Here is a 16,719-nt window from a genome sequence, read left to right as displayed (position 1 = left end):
ACGGTGTGCGCAAATTCTGTTACTGCGCGCTGGCACCAATCTCTTTATCCCAACGTCCCAGTAATGCTTTACGTTTGGCCGAATCGCCGTAGGTCTTGAAGTCGTAATCGATCAATTTGATGTTCTCAAAGCGCGGCGCGTACTCAGAAATCTCCGCGTTGCGGTTCGACGGCAGCTGGAAGGATTTGGCCTCTTTCATATGCGATTGCGCTTCGGCGCTCAGCGCCCAGTCGTACCAGACTTTGGCGTTAGCGAGATTGCGCGCTCCTTTAACAATCGACATTGAGCCAATCTCATAGCCCGTGCCTTCACAGGGCGCGACGGTCTTGATCGGGAAACCGTCGACTTCCATCGCCACCGCATCATGCATAAACACAATGCCAACGGTGGTTTCGCCACGCGCCGCCGATTTCACCGGCGCCGAGCCGGATTTGGTGTATTGCGAAATATTGGCGTTGAGTTTTTTCAGGTAATCAAAGGCCTGATCTTCACCCATGATCTGCACCAGCGTCGCCAGCGTGTTGTAGGCCGTGCCCGACGAGTTCGGGTTGGCGATCTGGATTTCCCCTTTGAAGCTTGGGTCCAGCAGATCGGCCCAGCATTTCGGCTCTTTAAGCTTTTTCGACGCCAGTAATTTGGTGTTGTAACCCCAACCGAGCGCGCCGGCGTAGATGCCCACCGTGCGGTAATGAGAGTTTTCCGCCTGCTTCTGCGCCCAATCCTGCTGCTGATCGAGCAGCGGCGATTTGTACGGCTGCGTCAGCCCCTCTTCCGCCGCCTGCATATGCGGATCGCCGGTGCCGGCCCACCAGATATCAGTGCGCGGATTGCGTGCTTCGCTGCGCAGGCGTGCATAAGCTTCGCCCGCCGAGAGGCGCACCATGCTGACTTTGATATCCGGATGCGCCTTGCTGAAGATGTTGGTCATGTGCTCGCACACCACCACATCGGCGGAGCAGACCATGTTCAGATTGCCCGCCGCCGAAGCGGCAAAAGGTATGGCAGTGCAACAGAGGGATAGCGCGATGGCCATTGAGGTGACTCGCATAGTGTTCTCCTGGATTGTAGGGTTGGTGCTTCATTGGCACCTTTTCTTGCACGTGTGTGCAAAGTAGTAATGAACAAGAAATGTCCTGTCAAACACCACGCTGCGCAATTGTTAGGCGATGTCACAAAAATGCAACAAATGAGATCTAAAGCGGTTTGCACAGCTTTGCAATCTGAGGCAGACTCAGTTTCAGCCAGATTGTGAAGAGGTGTTGAACATGCAGCATGAGAAAGCGGTGGTGAGCGCGCAGGATGTCGCTGAACGCGCGGGCGTATCGCGCTCAGCGGTGTCGCGCGCGTTTACGCCGGGCGCCAGCGTGTCACCGGCAACGCGAGAACGGGTGATGAAGGCGGCGGAAGAGTTGGGGTATCACGTCAATCATCTGGCACGCGGTCTGGTGCGTAATCGCAGCAGCATTGTCTGCCTGATCGTCTCGGAAATCGCCACGCCCTATCGCGCCAGTCTGGTACGCTGGCTGACGCAGTTTTTGCAGGAAGCGGGCAAAGTGGCGATGCTGATCAACACCGATCGCTCGGATAACAGCGTTTCGGCGGCATTGCAGCAGGCGATTAATTTCCGCGCCGATGCCTCAATCATTCTCTCCGGCATGCCGGATCGCACCATCACGCGCCAATGCTATAAACACGGCCAGCGCATCATTTTGATCAACCGCGATGAAGCGTTGCCGGGCTCGCTTAGCATCAATCTCGATGCCGAAAGCGCCGCGCAAACGGCGGTAATGGCGTTTCAGCGCGCCGGTTGTCAGCATCTGGCATTTGCCAATTCGCTGGCGGGCACGCCGAGCTTGAAAAAGCGCGAAGACACCTTTGTGCTGGCGGCCGAACGGGCGGGATTAACCGTGACCATCGAACGTTTTGGTACCACCTCTTACGAGAGTGGGCAGATTCTGGCGCACCGCTTGCTAACGCGTCATCAGCGACCGGACGGCGTGTTTTGCGTCACCGATTTGGTGGCCTGCGGCTTTATGGATGAAGCGCGCCACCGCTTTGCGCTTCGCGTGCCGGAAGATCTCTGTTTGATCGGTTACGACAACATCGCGCAGGCCGGCTGGTCATCCTACAATCTCACCACGTTTTCCCAGCCGGTTGAGCAGTTCGCGCAGGACGCGGTGAAATGGTTAATACAAACCGAGCAGGAGGAAACCGGCTTCACGCCGCAAGTTGAACAGCAGCACGACAGCCTGCTGTATCAGGCCGATGTAGTGTGGCGTGGTTCGGTGCGCGGCGGCTGACAAACCTTTTTTACCACGCCGCGTAACCAATGATGCGCCGCGTCATTTTCCAGTCGCGGATGCCACAGTTGTGACACTGTCATTTCTGGCGTGGCGAACGGCAGTTCAAACATCGCTAAGTGGGTGCTGTTTTTGATCAACGGATGATGCAGAAACAGCGAACGCGGCACCAAAGCGATGTGATCCGATTCCTGCGCCAGCGCCACCGCGCTGGAGAATGCCGCTACCACCGCCGCCACCTTGCGGGTTAACCCAGCCTGCTGCAGCGCATCGTGAATCGGCCCGCCAAGCTCACCGCGCCGTGACGCCACGATATGACCAAAGGCGGCAAACTGGGTGATATCCCGCTGCTGCGTGAGCGGATGCACGGCGCGCACCACGCCAACGAAGCTATCGCGGAACAGCGCCTGCAGGCGAATCTCCGGGCCCATATTGCCCAGCACGCCAATCTCCAGATCGATGTTGCCTTCGCGCAAATCGCGCGCGCTTTTCTCCGGCTTGGGCACAAAACTGAGCCACGCGTGCGGCGCCTGGTGCGCCACGGCAGCGATGAGCGCGCTGCCAAAGGCTTCGACGAATCCTTCATTGGTGCGCAGGGTGAAGCAGCGATCTAGCTGATGCAGATCCAGCGACTGCGCCGTTGGGCTTAACACCGCACGCGCCTCGCGCACCGTGTGATGCGTGCGCTCGCGAATCGCTTCGGCATAAGGTGTCAGCACCATGTTACGTCCGGCGCGCACTAACAGCGCATCGCCGGTGGTGGCGCGTAAGCGTCCCAGCGTGCGGCTCATCGCCGATTCGCTCAAGCTCAAGCGACGCGCAGCGCCAATCACGCTGCCTTCAATCAGCAGTGCATCCAAAGCAATTAACAGATTCAAATCGGCATCATTCATACGCTTTATCCTCGCCTATTGCGCACTTTGAGACAAGGCGTTTGGTGCAGGTTAATACTGCGAGTGCTGCGCGTTCCGCCTGCCCTCGCCCGGCGCTACACTCTTCTTATCGCAAACACCGTGGAGAACAACATGAAGATATTACTGATTGGCGCATCGCGTGGCCTGGGTTTGGCACTGGCGGAAACCATGCTGCAGCGCGGTTATCAGGTAGTCGCCACCGGACGTGAAAACTCGACAGGAAATTTACAACAACTGGCCGATCGCTTCCCCGCACAGTTGACGGTGGAGAGCGTGGATATCAATGAACCGGAACAGGTCGCAGCGCTGCATACGCGGCTGGCGGATTGGCAGTTCGATATGCTGTTCGTCAACGCGGGGGTGAAAAATGATGACCGAGAAACCATCGCCGATGTCACAACCAGTGAGTTCACCCGCGTGATGGTGACTAACGCGCTAAGCCCGTTGCGGGTGATTGAAACCTTTAAAGATCGCGTTACGCCCAGCGGCACTATTGCGGTGATGTCATCTGGCCAGGGCAGTTTGACTAACAATACCAACGGTAATTACGAGGTGTATCGCGGCAGCAAAGCGGCGCTGAATATGTTTATGCGCAGCTTCGCCGCACGTAGCGGCGGCGAGCGCACTTTATTGCTGATGGCACCCGGCTGGGTGCGCACCGATATGGGCGGCCCGGAAGCGCGTTTGACCATTGAGGAGAGCATTCCGAACTTGCTGAACACCATGGAAAGCTATGCTGGGCGACGCGGAATTCATTATCTGGATTATTTAGGGCGTGTGGTGCCGTGGTAAACGTGCAGGTCGTCATTTATGGCGACCTCATCATTATCGATACCGGCAACGGCCGCAATCGCGACAACAAGCCATTATTTCACCAGCTGAACACGCCGTATGCCACAAACCTCGCGCAGGCGGGCGTTGATCCAGCCGAAGTGACGCTGGTGTTGATGACGCACATTCATACCGATCACGTTGGCTGGAATACGCATCAGCGTGATGGCGAATGGCTGCCGATGTTCCCGAATGCGCGCTATATCTGCTCGGCGCGGGAACTGGCGCACTGTCAACAGAATGCGGCGGCGCAGGAGCTCTATCGCGACAGCATTCTGCCGCTGATCGTGAGCGGCCAGCTTGAGACTATCAACGTGCAGGATTCACCTTTGTTTGCTGGCGTGCTGCGCTATCTCTCCACGCCCGGCCACAGCGTTGATCATGCCTCGATCGTGCTGGAAAGTGCCGGTGAATCGGCGATCTTTGCTGGCGACGTAATGCACAATGTCATTCAGTTTCAGTATCCGCACTGGAACTCACTGTTTTGCGAGGATAAAGCGCTGGCGGTCACTTCACGGCAACGGGTGGTGGACTGGTGCGCACAACATCAGGCAATCTGGTTCAGCACCCACTTTAATGGCAGCGCGTGCGGACGCGTCACGCGCGACGGACAATGGATTCCGCTGGAGAATTAACCTAATGCAATACGCTGATTATCTCACCGCTTCGATTAACGATTTACAGCAGGCGCTGACCCAGCGCACGGTGAGCGCGCGCCAGTTAGCCACCTTCGCGCTGCAGCGCATTGGCGAGGTGGATCAACCGCGCTACAACGCCATCACCTGGCTGTTTGCCGAACAAGCCTTAGCGGCAGCGGACGCCAGCGATGCGCGTCGTCAGCGCGGCGAGGCGGCAGGACCGCTGGAAGGGATTCCAGTGCTGATTAAAGACAATATCGAAGTGCAGGGCTGGCCGACCAGCGCCGGTTCGGTGCTGCTGCGTGAGGTTATCGCCAGCGACGATGCGCCGCTGGTTAGCCGACTGAGAAAGGCAGGCGCGATTCTGATCGGCAAAACCGCCATGCATGAGCTGGCGGCGGGCATTACCGGTGCGTCGTCGTTAAGTGGATTTACCCATAATGCGTGGGTTGAAGGCCGCTCGCCGGGCGGATCGAGCAGCGGTTCCGCCGTGGCGGTCGCAGCCGGTTACGTGCCGCTGGCGATCGGCAGCGATACCGCCGGATCGGTGCGCATTCCGGCAGCGTTTAACCATCTTTTTGGCCTGCGCATGACGCGCGGTGCAATCAGCACCGACGGCATTGTGCCGCTGTCGCCAACTCAGGATATTCCCGGCCCGCTGGCGCGGTCGGCGGCGGACTTACGTTTAGCGACTGAAATTCTCAGCGGACAACAGTTTGCGGAGAGCGATGAGCCGCTGCGCATCGGCATCTGGCTGGAAGGGTTTGCTGCCGATGAAGGCGAGATTAATCAGGCGGTGCGCGCGGCGCTGGTGGATTTCGTGCCGCGTGAGGTGAGTTATCCGCAGCTGGAGACGTTGGCCGCCGACGCTAATATCATCGGCTACGAATTTGCCGCTGCGCTGGCGGCATATCTGGCGGATAAACCGCAGGCGCAGGTCCGCACGCTGGCGGAAGTGGTGGCGTCCGGGCGCTATCATCCGCAGCTGGAGACGGTGTTTACCCCGCGGGCCCAGCATCCGGGCGTTGAGAGTGAAGGTTACCGGCGGGTGCAGCAGCGTCAGCGCGATCTGTATTTGCAGCTGGCTGAATTTTTCGCCGCGCAGCAGATCAATCTGTTGGCTTATCCGGTGGTGCGCCGTGCGCCGGTTAAGCACGGTGAGATGCAGGATGGCAGCAACGCGCTGATTTCAGCGGTGACCGGCGCACCGGCGATCAGCATTCCAGCGGGATTCAGCGCCGCAGGTTTGCCGATTGGGCTGGAGCTGCTGGCGCTGCGTGGGCGGGAAGATTTGTTGCTGAGCGCGGCGGATAAGTTTGTTTAATAGCGCCCTCACCCTGGCCCTCTCCCGCCCGCGGGAGAGGGCCAGGGTGAGGGAAAACGTGCTTTACCCGTGCAACGCCAATCCCTTAATCGCCTTATCCACCGCTTTCTTCGGACCGCGCAGCGCAATGCCGACCAGATTCAAATGATCAGCATCCTCCGCCATAAACACTTCGCGGTTCGCCGCGTCGTGGCCGGTAGAAAACATCGCTTCCACGTAAGGAATAATGGTTAACTCGCGCTCCAGTCCCTGACGGTGCGCACGCTGCAAACCGGCTAAATCCCCGGCAAACACCAGCATCGGCTGGCCCGCCATGTTGCCGTACTGTCGCGCTTTGGCATCAATATAAGGTTCGCCCATCATCTCGGGGGCGGCGGACGCCACGCCGGTAGCGAGGAACGCCACCACATTCAGGCGCTGCCAGGTGGCTAAATCATCACGTACGATCAGGGCGATTTTGGTATCAAACATCTGCAACAACTCTCCAATGACAACGAAAACCTCATCATCTAAGAGCAGGCGGGGAAGCGTATAGAACGTTTGTGCACTGACGTTGATAAGCGGCGGGCGTCATGCGATAGGCGCGCTGGAACCAACGGCCCAAATGACTTTGATCGGCAAATCCAACCTGCGCCGCCACCTGCACCGGCTCAATGCCCTGCGCCAGCAACGCGCGCGCGCTGCGCAAACGCAAACGTACCAGATAGGCATGCGGCGATTGGCCGAACGCCTGTTTGAACTGGCGCGTCAGGCGAAATCGATCGATGCCGGAAAGGCGCGACAGCTCATCCAGACCAATATCCTGCGCCATAAAATCGTGCAGATAGTCGCGCAACAGCTGCATCTGACGCATCGCTTCGCTGTGCTGCAGGCTGGGTTTGGTATCCAGATGGCGTGACAGCAGGGTGAGCAAATGATCGAGGCTTTGATCGCGCGCCAACCGCCCTTCGCCCTGATGCACGGCAAACCAGGCTTGCTGAATGGCGCTGGCTAACAGCGCATCGTCAGTTAACGTGTGGCGGAAAGCGCCTTCGATATTCGACACATCGCCCAAGCCGCGACGCTGCATCATCTCCGCCACCCAGCTTTGCGGCAGATAGAGCATCACGTAAGTGAAACCCTCGGCGTCCGGCGCATGGCCATCGTGGACCGCGCCCGGCTCGATCAAAATCGCCCGGCCCGGCGTGCTGGTGTGCAGTGAACGATGGCAGTTAAAACGTTGTAAACCTTGTTGCGTCACGCCCACCAGCAGTTCGTCGTGATCGTGCGGATCGTAAGCGTGTCCGCGAAAGTGCGCGTTGACGCTTTCAATTCCGGTCTCATCATCACGACGAAAATCAACCCAATCATTATTGGCTGGCATAGGCAATCTCTGGCAAACACATCAGGCATAGCCTAGCAGCCGAAACCACAGATAATCCAGCGGTAACAGCAACACCGCGCTAAGCAGAAAAATCAGTGCGCACAGCTGTAAACCGGCCTTCGCCGGAACGTTGCCGAGTCCCATCGCCACCACCACCGGCGATGCCTGATACGGCAGCAGCGGCGTGGCGTAGGCAAACACCTGCAACATGATCACGGTGAGCAGCGGAAAGCCAGACGCGTTCGCCAGTTCTTGCGCCATCGGCGTCACCATCGCCGGTACGCCGTTGGCGGTGAGCACAAAATTCAGTAGCGACACCAGCGCATTGAGCACCGCGAAATTGCTGAAGGATGGGTGTTCGTGCAGCGGCAACACGTTAAGCAGCGCATTGGCGATCATCCGTCCCAGGCCTGAATCCACTACCAGCGTGGCGACGCCAAGAATCCCGGCAATGTAAATGCAGGTGCGGAAATTCACCCCGCTGGCAAAGTCCTCGCTGGAGATAAAACCTACGCGCGGCAATAAACAGATACAGGCCGCCGCCAATCCCACCCACGCAGCCGGTAAGCCGTGCACGCTGTCGGTCATCCACAGCAGCAAGGTGATCGCCAGTAGGCCAATCAAGCGCCACTCGCTGCGGCTAAGCGCGGTTAAGCTGTCGCGCTGGTGGACCGCTTTGGGCTGCGCACGAAACAGAAACAGCAGGCAACCTATCAACAACAATCCTTTAGCGATGCCCACCACCGGCATATGCAGCAACCACCACGGCAACCATTGCAGATGCAGCTGATACGCGCTCTCCGCCGCACCGCTCAGTACCAGATTCGGCACGTTGGCGGGCAAAATACTGGCGGAGAGCTGGAAGGTGCCAAATCCCACTGCCAGCGCCAGGCCAATACTGCCGCGGCTGCCCGCTTTGATTCCTGCGCGTTCGCCCATCGCCAGCACCACCGGCATCAGCAGCGCGATGCGTCCCATATTTGAGGGCATAACAAACGCCAGCAGATAAGTCAGCAGCACGGTTCCCGCAATCATACGCGGCCAGCTTTGGCTAAGCGGCACCACCAGCCAGTTCGCCCAGCGCTGCGCCAGACCAACTTTGCGGATCGCCGCGCCCAGCACAAACCCGCTGAGTACCAGCCAAAACGCCGACGAGGCAAAACCGCTGAATATGCTGCTGGCAGGAGCCAACTTTAGCAACATCGCCGCCGTGAAAAACAGCAAAGCGGTAACGTATTCCGGCAAACGCGCGCTGGCCCATAGCAAAATGGTGGTGCCCACCACCAGCGCGGTGAGCCAGAAGTTGAGATCTGCGGTCATTGATGAACTCCCTTTCTTTTCCAGGTCGCCATAAAGGGCGATGCTACGAATGGGTATATTATCCCGCCAGCTGCGTGAGCCAGTGGATTAGCGCAGTGCTGCCCGGCTGGCTGAGCGAGCGCTGCGGCCAGGCGAGGAAATAGGGTTTGCTGAGCGGCAAGCTAAGCGGATCGACAACCACCAGCTCGCCGCGCGCCAGTTCGTTGGCAATCAAACGCCGCTGACCGAGCAGCAAGCCCGCGCCTGCCACGGCGGCATCAATCGCCAGCGAGGTAAGATTGAAACTGAACGACGGCTGCGGCGGCGCATCGTCAATGCCTTTGGCCTGAAACCAGCTGCGCCAGTCAGGTAAGAAACGCCCTTCGTTGCCCCAGTCGAGGTGAATCAGCGGCGCGTGCTGCAACACTTTCTGACCGGCAAAACGATGCAGTAGCGCTGGGCTCGCCACCGGCAACACCTCATCGAGAAACAGCAGCTGCTTGTCCAGCTGCGGATAGCGATCTTCGCCGAAACAGATGACAAAATCGGCCGGCGTGGCATTGAAATCCACCTGCGTATGGGTGCCGTGCAGCGATAAATCGATTTCCGGACAGTGCGCGCGCCACTGCGCAATATTCGGCAGCAGCCATTTTGAGGCCAGCGCCGGCAGCGAATAAAGCGTTAATCGCGGTGCCGACGCCGCATGGCGCAGGTTTTGCTGGCCGAGGTGCAGAATGTCGAACGCCTCAGTGACATAACGCAGATACTCTTTGCCCATCTCCGTCAGCATCACGCCGCTTTGTGTGCGCACAAACAGCGTGCTGCCCAACTGCTCTTCCAGCTGGCGAATTTGCTGGCTCACGGCGGCGGGCGTTAACGCCAGCTGCGCAGCCGCTTTCGCCAGGCTGCCCAGTTCCGCCGCCACTTTGAAGGATTGAATGACGCTGATTTTGGGCAAACGCGGTGATGGCGCGGGCATTAAGGTTTCCTTAGCAAGGTGTTAAATTTTTATCGTTACGTATTAACATATCAGCGAGTTACATTCTTTACACACCTGTAACACATGAGAAGTAAAACTATGTCTGCCTTGATTCGTTTCGATCTGCATCCGCTGGCCGATGCCGACTGGCGTCGCACCTGCCGTGAGCAACTTAATCAGCACGGCGCTTTAGTTTTGCGTCAGTTCCTGCAGCCCGCTGCGCTGCAGGCCATCATTGCCGAAGGCGATGCGCAGCGCCATCTGGCGTATCACACCGCCAGCAAACACAACGTTTATCTGATGAAAAAAGATGAGGCCTTCAGCGCCGATCATCCGCGTAATCGCGATGTCATTAGCACCAAAGGCTGCATCACCGATGATGTGATTGCCGCGGATTCGCCGCTGCGCCAGCTCTACAACGATGAACTGTTCAAAAGCTTCCTGTGCGATGTGCTGGGTGAAGAGGCGCTCTATCCGTATGCCGATCCGCTTTCGTCGATCAATCTGCACTACGCGCCCGACGGCCAGGAACTGGGCTGGCACTTTGATAACTCGTCGTTCGCCATCACGCTGCTGGTGCAGAAACCGCGCGCCGGCGCCGTGTTCCAGTATGTGAAAGATCTGAGCGATGCCGATGCCGGTGAGATGAATTTCGACGGTGTAGCGGCGGTGCTGGATCAGCGCCAGCCGGTAGAAGCGCTGGCGATTGATGCCGGTGATTTGGTGCTGTTCCGTGGCCGTAATTCGCTGCATCGCGTTACGCCAACCGAAGGCGATATCACCCGCATGCTGGCGGTGCTGGCGTATAACACCGAGCCAGGCATTGCCCTGTCGGAAACCGCCCGCATGACGTTTTACGGACGCTTATAAATCGATTAACGCCCGCCAGCCACGCACAAAAATCTGCTGGGTGCGAAAAGCCACCAGCGCGCGCCAGTCAGCGTCGGCGGGCCAAAATCCTTCCACCAGTTCCTGCTTTATCGCCCGCCCGCTTTCACTGGCTGGATCGCCTTGCAGATGCAGCCAATGATCGTCGCGCACACGACGATGCATCTCCTCGCCAGGATAGGTGCCGCACTCCACTACCAGCGGCAAAATCTGCGTTTCCGGTAGCGACGTCAGCAGAAATTGCGACAAATAGCCGGTAGCCGTCGCGGTCACGCCGGTTTCGCTGTCGCGCCCTGCGCCGGTGAACAGCAGCGTTAACCATTCTCCATAAATCTCCTTGCCCCAGTCATGTGCGGCAAAACGCTGCTCGGCAATCGACAGCAGCATCGGATGTCCCCATGCGCCCGCGCCGGTGTGCAGATCGAAGCTGATGATGGTTTTGGCCTGCGACAAGTGATCGGCGATGATGGTTTGCAGCGTGCGATACGACCAGCCTGGCTGCTGGCCGCCGTAAAAGAATCCGTCCGCCGCGCCATATTGCCCCGCTTCCACCACGCGTTTTATTGCCGGCCAACCGACGCTGTTGAGCGCGTCAGCTAACAGCTTATCGGCGCGGGCGCGATCGCCGTGGTAAATGCCATGCCACGCGGCGTAATCGGGATTGGCGGGTGTGGGCTGTGAAAAATCGATAAAGTGGCGATTGAGGTCGATGTTGTCTTCATTGACGCGGCGTAAATGCGCCGCGCCCCACGGATTGAGCAAATGCAGCATCACGATAGCGGTATCCGCGGGCAGCGCCGTGAGGTTGAAGGTATCCAGCCAGGCGATCTGGCAATCGGAGCCGTAATAGCCTTCTACGCCGTGCGTGCCGGAGATCACCAGCATCAGCCGTGATGCGTTGGCATCGCCGATTACCGCTACGTCAGTGAAAAGTTCCTCGCCCTGCGGGCCGGGTAACGGATGCGCGTAGGACGTTAATGCGCCGTTTTGCCGTTTGACGGCGGCGAGAAAGCGGGCGCGTTGAGTTGGGTAGTGCGGTAAGTTCGTCATGATTTTTGAGTGAGTGTGGGTGCGGTTGGTGGTCAAGGTCGTCATCAATGGCGACCTTGCGTGCAGATGAATTTTACGGATAGACCTTGAATTTGAAGTACTTCTTCGCCAGTTGGTCGTAAGTGCCGTTGCTGTGCAGTTCGGCCAGCGCGCTGTTGATCAACTTCAGATTGGCCGCATCGTCTTTACGCAATCCAATGCCCACGCCATTGCCCAATACCTCTTTATCCACCAGCGTGGCGCTGATGACGTAGTCTTTGCCGGCTGGCGTGTTAAGAAAACCTTGTTCTGCCGAAACCGCATTGGCCAGGCTGGCGTCGAGCCGTCCCGCCACCAAGTCAGGATAGATCTCCATCTGATTAGGGTAAGAAACCACACTCACGCCCTTGGTTGCCCACTGCGCTTTGGCGTAGGTTTCCTGAATGGTGCCCTGCGCGACGCCGATTCTTTTGCCGCGCAGCGCGTTAATGTCTCCCGTTAGCGGCGCTTTGGCGGGTGTAAGCAATGCGCTCGGCGTGACGTAAAGCATGTCGCTGAAGGCGACCTGCTCGCGGCGTTTCTCCGTCATCGACATCGCCGAAAGAATCGCATCAAACTTTCTCGCCTGCAGCGCCGGAATGCTGCCATCAAAACCAATCTGCACCCATTGGCACGTCACTTTGGCCTGGGCGCAGATCGCGTTGCCGAGGTCGATATCAAAGCCCTGCAAAGAACCGTCGCTGGCTTTGGATTCAAACGGCGGGAACGTCGGATCAACGCCGAAGCGCAAGGTTTGCTGGGCAAATGAAGCGTGGCTGAAAGCACTCAGCGAAAGCAGTAAGGCAAAGGACAAACTTTTCTTCATTGTTATCTCCGGCAGGTAGCTAAATTCACAACGTCATTCAGAGTTAATAACATGGTGGACATGATCTCACTACAGAAATTACGGATTTAATGCAGAGGGAATACTTATTAAACAGAAGGGGTTAAGCGATTTTATCTTCGGCAGTAAGAGAATCTTAATGCCGAAGATGAACGTTATGCGGAAACAAACTTAGTTTGGATACACTTTATAACTTTGGTCACTGAAATAGTGTCACGCGCAAGCGTATTCATTCCATGTATCGCGGTAAATAATATTTCCTTCCGTGTACTTCCAGGTGATCGCCTCATAACGCAACTCTAATGTTTCAACATGAGTGTTGCTCTGACCATTTGGGGCAAGGTAAGGCGAAACCGTGGTGATTTTAACGTTATCCAAAATGATATTGAAATATTCGGACTCAATGCCTGATTCAAGAATCCGATACATCTTGATCGTAGCTTTTTTAAGTGTGCGCCCTTCACATACAGCGCGATAAAGAATTGGTGTTGTCTTGTCGAACTCTTTTACTATCACGATAGGTTGATGGACTCGCGTTGCGGTCAATTTTCCCCTATTTGGATCTACTGGGATGGTTATGCCGTGTGAAAATGATTTTAATTCGATAGAACCTAACCTCAGTGGGATTAAACAACTTCCAACAATAGGCGAGCCATTTTCATCTTCTAGCCATAAATGTGCGGGCGTCGACATACAATATCCTTATCTGTTAACAGTTTTTTAAACTTCATCATTTTATGTAACGAGCCACGATGACCAGCGCGAATATAAAGAAAACCGCAATAGGCCAAACTGGACTTCCTGGAAAAAAATGAGCCTGAAGTAATGCAAAGACAATGGTCAATATTGCCGGTCCGTATATCCATACTAACGATCTAACTAATGAACACATTGAGTCTTTTATAAATTTAATCATAGCTACCTAATCAACCGGGTAATGATATCTGCAATATTTTCTTCAGTTGCCCACTGAGCATCCAGGGCACTCGCGCGTTGCATTACGGGTTCAATTAGGAAATACATCATTTCCAGATTCTGTAAATAGAGCGCTGAATAATAGACGGGATATTGAGTTTGAAGGCGGTGCGCACTATCTGCTGCCCTCTGAACAATACCATACAAAGCTGCTGCTCCCACTACACCACCGGCTATTCGCCCTGTCAGCGCGCTGATCTCCATACTCAGGTTTAATCCCATGCGAACGGCGCTGGCTGCCGCCATAGCAAAACCTGCGTTAGTCAGTGAACTTGCAGCAATATGAACATTAACCGTCATAAGCTTTTTCTTTATGTATTCTAATTGCTGTGCAGTTTTATATTTTAGCAGTTCTTCAAAATATACTTTAAGCATCTCAAAGCCAATATCTCCATGACTGAGAAGTCGGTAAACCCCATCCCGAAAACGGACATCTTCATTTTTTTGCCGCAGGCATACATCGTTATATTCATCAGTGAAACAGGACGTGTAAAACAACGCTCGGGTAGCACCAGCACCGATTGATTTAACCTGTTCCGCTACCTGTTTTCCGACGACATCAACGGCATTGTCAAGTTTCATTGCGAGAATTTTATTTGCTTGAAGATAACTGATGACTTCACTGTTGTTAAACATAACTTTTGCATCCTATATCCTTATAGTAACTGTGGTCTACGATACTGATTATCAAATTTTAGATCCACCTATTACGTCAGGTCATTTATATATAACAAGTGCGCATGTCATTCTTTTGTCATAACTCGCTCACGCTGATGTCAGAGCCGATTGCATATCCTGATGGCCTACCTTCAAATCAGGAGTATTAAGATGAAATCGAACAAACTCACCCTTGCAGCGGGTATGCTGCTGGCTATCGCAGGCGGATGCGATTGACGTGCGCCTTTTGTCGCAGCGAATGCCTAAACAGGCGGTAGCGGAACTGCAGCCGCTGGTGGCGGCTTTCAATTAGATGCTGGGGCGCCTTGAACGGGGTTATCAACAGTTGAGCCAGGTTTATGTTGATAAGGCGCACGATTTGCGCACGCCGATCCGCAACTGCTGCAACGCGCGCTGGCGAATCTGATGGCAAACGCCTTGTGCTAGGGCGAACGAGATTCCACCGTGCGCATTTTCAATCGGGGCAGCGCTTTGATGGTGGAGAATCAGGGCCCGGCAATGAGCGCGGAACAGCAGGCTCACATCTTTGATCGCTTCTGGCGCGCCGATGCGTCACGTCATCAGGGTAGCAGCGGTATGAGATTGTCGATTGTGCGCAGCATTATGCGATTACATCAGGGAAGTTGTGAAATGCATAGCGAGCAGGGTGTGAACCGCTTTACGTTGCGGTTTCCGTATTGATCTTGCGCGATAAATCGCGCCGCTACAGAAACGTGCGTCCATCCTTAGCGGCGCAATTTATTGCGCGAAATATTTAAATAAAGGTAAAAATCTCGTCACGTGGCAAACGTGATTTCGGCAGCGCGGCGTTGAAATCCGCATCGCTGCGATAACCCAGCGACACCAGCACCACGCTGGTAAAGCCCTTCTCACGCAGACCCAGCGCCTGATCCAGCGCGCGCTGGTCAAAACCTTCCATCGGTGTGGCATCAATGCCCAACATCGCTGCGCCCAGCAGCAATCCGCCCAACGCCAGATAAACCTGCTTTTCCATCCACTGCGGCACATCGCGTGATTCATAGCGATGCATATCGACATAGCTGCGACGCACCATGTCATTGTTCGCTTTGCTTTCCGGCTTGGCGTAACGGCCATCAGCATCTTCCTGATCGAGCACGTTCTGCAAATGCGCTTCATCCAGATCGGTGCGCATGCACAGCGCGATAACGTGCGAGGCATTGCGCACTTTCGGGCTGTTATAGGCAAAGGCGCCATCGGTGGATGCGGCGATTTGCTCGCGACCCGCTTCGGTGGACGCCACCACAAAATGCCAAGGCTGGGAGTTTACGGATGACGGGCTGTTGCGCAGCACGTTCAGCAGGGTTTCGATTTCATCCTGCGGCAGGCTTTTACCCTGTTCAAAGGCTTTCACAGTGTGACGACGAGCGACTGCATCATTGAGTGTCATGGCTTAATCCTTTTTCTTTGTAGCGCGATAAATCGCGCCGCTACAGAAGCGTGCGGATATCCGTAGCGGCGCAATTTATTGCGCGTGGTTTGCATGATTTATTGCGTTAATTTGGTTAAAACCCGCTCAATACGATCTTGCCGCGTGCACGACCGCTCTCGATCAGCGCATGCGCTTTGCGCAAATTGGCGGCATTGATAATGCCGTGATGTTCGCCGGCGGTGGTTTGCAGCGTTTGGTCATCAATTAACTGGCTCACGCGCTGCAGAATCTCATGTTGGCGCTGCATATCGGCGGTATGGAACAGCGAACGGGTGAACATCAATTCCCAGTGCAGTGAAATCGCTTTGCGCTTGAGCGGCACCGCATCCAGCGTCTCAGGATCATCGATCAACGCCAGCTTGCCCTGCGGCGCGAGCGCATCAATCAGCTGATCGTAATAGCTGTCGGTATGCGTCAGCGAGGCGACATAGCGCACCTCTTTATGTCCAATCGCCGCCAGCTGTTCGCCCAGCGGTTGAGAATGATCAATCACATGGCGCGCACCGAGTGAACGCACCCAATCCGCCGTTTCCGGGCGGGAAGCGGTGCCGATCACCGTCAATTTGGTTAGCTTGCTGGCGAGTTGCGTCAATATGGAACCGACGCCGCCACCTGCGCCAATAATCAGCAGCGCAGCGTTGTCCTCGGCTTGGACCTCAAGACGATCAAACAGCAGTTCCCACGCAGTCAGCGAGGTCAGCGGCAGCGCGGCGGCATCGGCGTCATTCAGTGAACGCGGTTTGTGCCCGGCGAGGCGTTCATCCACCAGGCCATATTCGGCATAGCTGCCGGCGCGCGTGATATCACCAGCATAAAACACCTCGTCGCCCGGCTGGAACAGCGTGACGTCTGCGCCCACTGCTTCCACCACGCCTACCGCATCCCAACCGAGAATGCGCGGCTTATCGGTTGGCGCACCGGCGCGCACTTTGGTGTCCACCGGATTCACCGCAATGGCGTGAATTTTTACCAGCAGATCGCGCGCGCCCGGCGTTGGCTTATCAACCTCAAGCTCATACAGCGCATTTTCATCGGAAATCGGTAAACCGTTTTGGCTATAAACAATGGCTTTCATCAGGCAGATCCTTATTCATCAGCAGGTTTGGTGAAGTAAATTCAGCATAGCGGTCCGCAGCGCAATGAAAAATGCCAGTTGCAGGTGAACACT

The 16,719-nt window shown here is 56.0% G+C and carries 18 protein-coding genes; 6 read left to right on the top strand and 12 right to left on the bottom strand.

Going from position 1 to position 16,719, the window contains the following annotated elements; all coding sequences use genetic code 11:
- Nucleotides 1-19: 19 nt before the first annotated feature.
- Complete coding sequence (locus tag ACYAC5_RS20990) at nt 20-1,048, bottom strand: ABC transporter substrate-binding protein (protein ID WP_101761718.1); 1,029 nt, start codon at nt 1,046-1,048, stop codon at nt 20-22.
- A gap of 217 nt (nt 1,049-1,265) precedes the next feature.
- Here ACYAC5_RS20990 and ACYAC5_RS20985 point away from each other — a divergent pair, with 217 nt between their 5' ends.
- Complete coding sequence (locus tag ACYAC5_RS20985) at nt 1,266-2,300, top strand: LacI family DNA-binding transcriptional regulator (protein ID WP_110866755.1); 1,035 nt, start codon at nt 1,266-1,268, stop codon at nt 2,298-2,300.
- Here ACYAC5_RS20985 and ACYAC5_RS20980 read toward each other — a convergent pair.
- Nucleotides 2,258-3,193, bottom strand: a complete 936-nt coding sequence (locus ACYAC5_RS20980; RefSeq protein ID WP_462063359.1) for a LysR family transcriptional regulator — start codon at nt 3,191-3,193, stop codon at nt 2,258-2,260. The genes ACYAC5_RS20985 and ACYAC5_RS20980 overlap by 43 nt on opposite strands.
- A 132-nt stretch (nt 3,194-3,325) precedes the next feature.
- Here ACYAC5_RS20980 and ACYAC5_RS20975 point away from each other — a divergent pair, with 132 nt between their 5' ends.
- Genes ACYAC5_RS20975 through ACYAC5_RS20965 form a run of 3 tightly spaced genes read left to right on the top strand, consistent with a single transcriptional unit; the run spans nt 3,326 to nt 6,007 of the window.
- Nucleotides 3,326-4,006 (top strand): SDR family NAD(P)-dependent oxidoreductase, encoded by a 681-nt coding sequence (locus ACYAC5_RS20975; RefSeq protein WP_462063357.1) that lies wholly within the window; start codon nt 3,326-3,328, stop codon nt 4,004-4,006.
- A gap of 2 nt (nt 4,007-4,008) precedes the next feature.
- Nucleotides 4,009-4,680 carry an MBL fold metallo-hydrolase gene (locus ACYAC5_RS20970; RefSeq protein ID WP_462063355.1) on the top strand — a complete coding sequence of 224 codons (672 nt, stop codon included), beginning with the start codon at nt 4,009-4,011 and terminating at the stop codon, nt 4,678-4,680.
- 4 nt (nt 4,681-4,684) lie between these two features.
- On the top strand, nt 4,685-6,007 hold the full coding sequence (locus tag ACYAC5_RS20965) for an amidase (RefSeq protein ID WP_462063353.1): 1,323 nt from the start codon (nt 4,685-4,687) through the stop codon (nt 6,005-6,007).
- Between the two features lie 63 nt (nt 6,008-6,070).
- Here ACYAC5_RS20965 and ACYAC5_RS20960 read toward each other — a convergent pair whose 3' ends face one another.
- From ACYAC5_RS20960 to ACYAC5_RS20945, 4 genes are read right to left on the bottom strand one after another with little or no spacing between them, the layout of a single operon-like run.
- A complete protein-coding gene (locus tag ACYAC5_RS20960) occupies nt 6,071-6,478 on the bottom strand; it encodes a DUF2000 family protein (RefSeq protein WP_110866750.1) in 408 nt (135 codons plus the stop codon).
- A 34-nt stretch (nt 6,479-6,512) separates the two neighbouring features.
- Entirely contained in the window at nt 6,513-7,370 is an 858-nt protein-coding gene (locus ACYAC5_RS20955; RefSeq protein ID WP_101761724.1) for an AraC family transcriptional regulator, read from the bottom strand.
- A 21-nt stretch (nt 7,371-7,391) separates the two neighbouring features.
- Nucleotides 7,392-8,690: an SLC13 family permease gene (locus ACYAC5_RS20950; protein WP_462063350.1), complete on the bottom strand. Its 1,299-nt coding sequence runs from the start codon at nt 8,688-8,690 to the stop codon at nt 7,392-7,394.
- Nucleotides 8,691-8,748: 58 nt separating this feature from the next.
- Nucleotides 8,749-9,648, bottom strand: a complete 900-nt coding sequence (locus ACYAC5_RS20945) for a LysR substrate-binding domain-containing protein (protein ID WP_192413217.1) — start codon at nt 9,646-9,648, stop codon at nt 8,749-8,751.
- A 99-nt stretch (nt 9,649-9,747) separates the two neighbouring features.
- Here ACYAC5_RS20945 and ACYAC5_RS20940 point away from each other — a divergent pair, with 99 nt between their 5' ends.
- Nucleotides 9,748-10,518 carry a 2OG-Fe(II) oxygenase gene (locus ACYAC5_RS20940; protein ID WP_192413218.1) on the top strand — a complete coding sequence of 257 codons (771 nt, stop codon included), beginning with the start codon at nt 9,748-9,750 and terminating at the stop codon, nt 10,516-10,518.
- Here the strand turns inward: ACYAC5_RS20940 and ACYAC5_RS20935 are convergent.
- From ACYAC5_RS20935 to ACYAC5_RS20920, 4 genes are all read right to left on the bottom strand, one after another.
- Nucleotides 10,513-11,586: a DUF2817 domain-containing protein gene (locus tag ACYAC5_RS20935; protein ID WP_192413488.1), complete on the bottom strand. Its 1,074-nt coding sequence runs from the start codon at nt 11,584-11,586 to the stop codon at nt 10,513-10,515. The genes ACYAC5_RS20940 and ACYAC5_RS20935 overlap by 6 nt on opposite strands.
- A gap of 73 nt (nt 11,587-11,659) precedes the next feature.
- The gene (locus ACYAC5_RS20930; protein WP_192413220.1) at nt 11,660-12,430 is read right to left on the bottom strand and encodes a transporter substrate-binding domain-containing protein; all 771 of its coding nucleotides are present in this window, start codon (nt 12,428-12,430) and stop codon (nt 11,660-11,662) included.
- Nucleotides 12,431-12,661: 231 nt separating this feature from the next.
- Nucleotides 12,662-13,141, bottom strand: coding sequence for an Hcp family type VI secretion system effector (locus ACYAC5_RS20925; protein ID WP_061719111.1), 480 nt, complete (start codon nt 13,139-13,141; stop codon nt 12,662-12,664).
- 225 nt (nt 13,142-13,366) lie between these two features.
- Nucleotides 13,367-14,059 carry a hypothetical protein gene (locus ACYAC5_RS20920; RefSeq protein WP_192413222.1) on the bottom strand — a complete coding sequence of 231 codons (693 nt, stop codon included), beginning with the start codon at nt 14,057-14,059 and terminating at the stop codon, nt 13,367-13,369.
- A gap of 540 nt (nt 14,060-14,599) precedes the next feature.
- Here ACYAC5_RS20920 and ACYAC5_RS20915 point away from each other — a divergent pair.
- Nucleotides 14,600-14,782, top strand: coding sequence for a sensor histidine kinase (locus ACYAC5_RS20915; RefSeq protein WP_255527765.1), 183 nt, complete (start codon nt 14,600-14,602; stop codon nt 14,780-14,782).
- Between the two features lie 73 nt (nt 14,783-14,855).
- Here ACYAC5_RS20915 and nfsB read toward each other — a convergent pair whose 3' ends face one another.
- Both nfsB and ACYAC5_RS20905 read right to left on the bottom strand, forming a co-directional pair.
- Nucleotides 14,856-15,509, bottom strand: a complete 654-nt coding sequence (nfsB, locus tag ACYAC5_RS20910; RefSeq protein WP_110866742.1) for an oxygen-insensitive NAD(P)H nitroreductase — start codon at nt 15,507-15,509, stop codon at nt 14,856-14,858.
- Between the two features lie 115 nt (nt 15,510-15,624).
- On the bottom strand, nt 15,625-16,626 hold the full coding sequence (locus ACYAC5_RS20905; RefSeq protein WP_462063345.1) for a zinc-binding alcohol dehydrogenase family protein: 1,002 nt from the start codon (nt 16,624-16,626) through the stop codon (nt 15,625-15,627).
- Nucleotides 16,627-16,719: the final 93 nt, after the last annotated feature.

It is taken from the genome of Pantoea sp. y20 (assembly GCF_054903455.1).
Note: the sequence above shows the minus strand (reverse complement) of the source record. Positions and strands in the feature narration are given on the sequence as shown.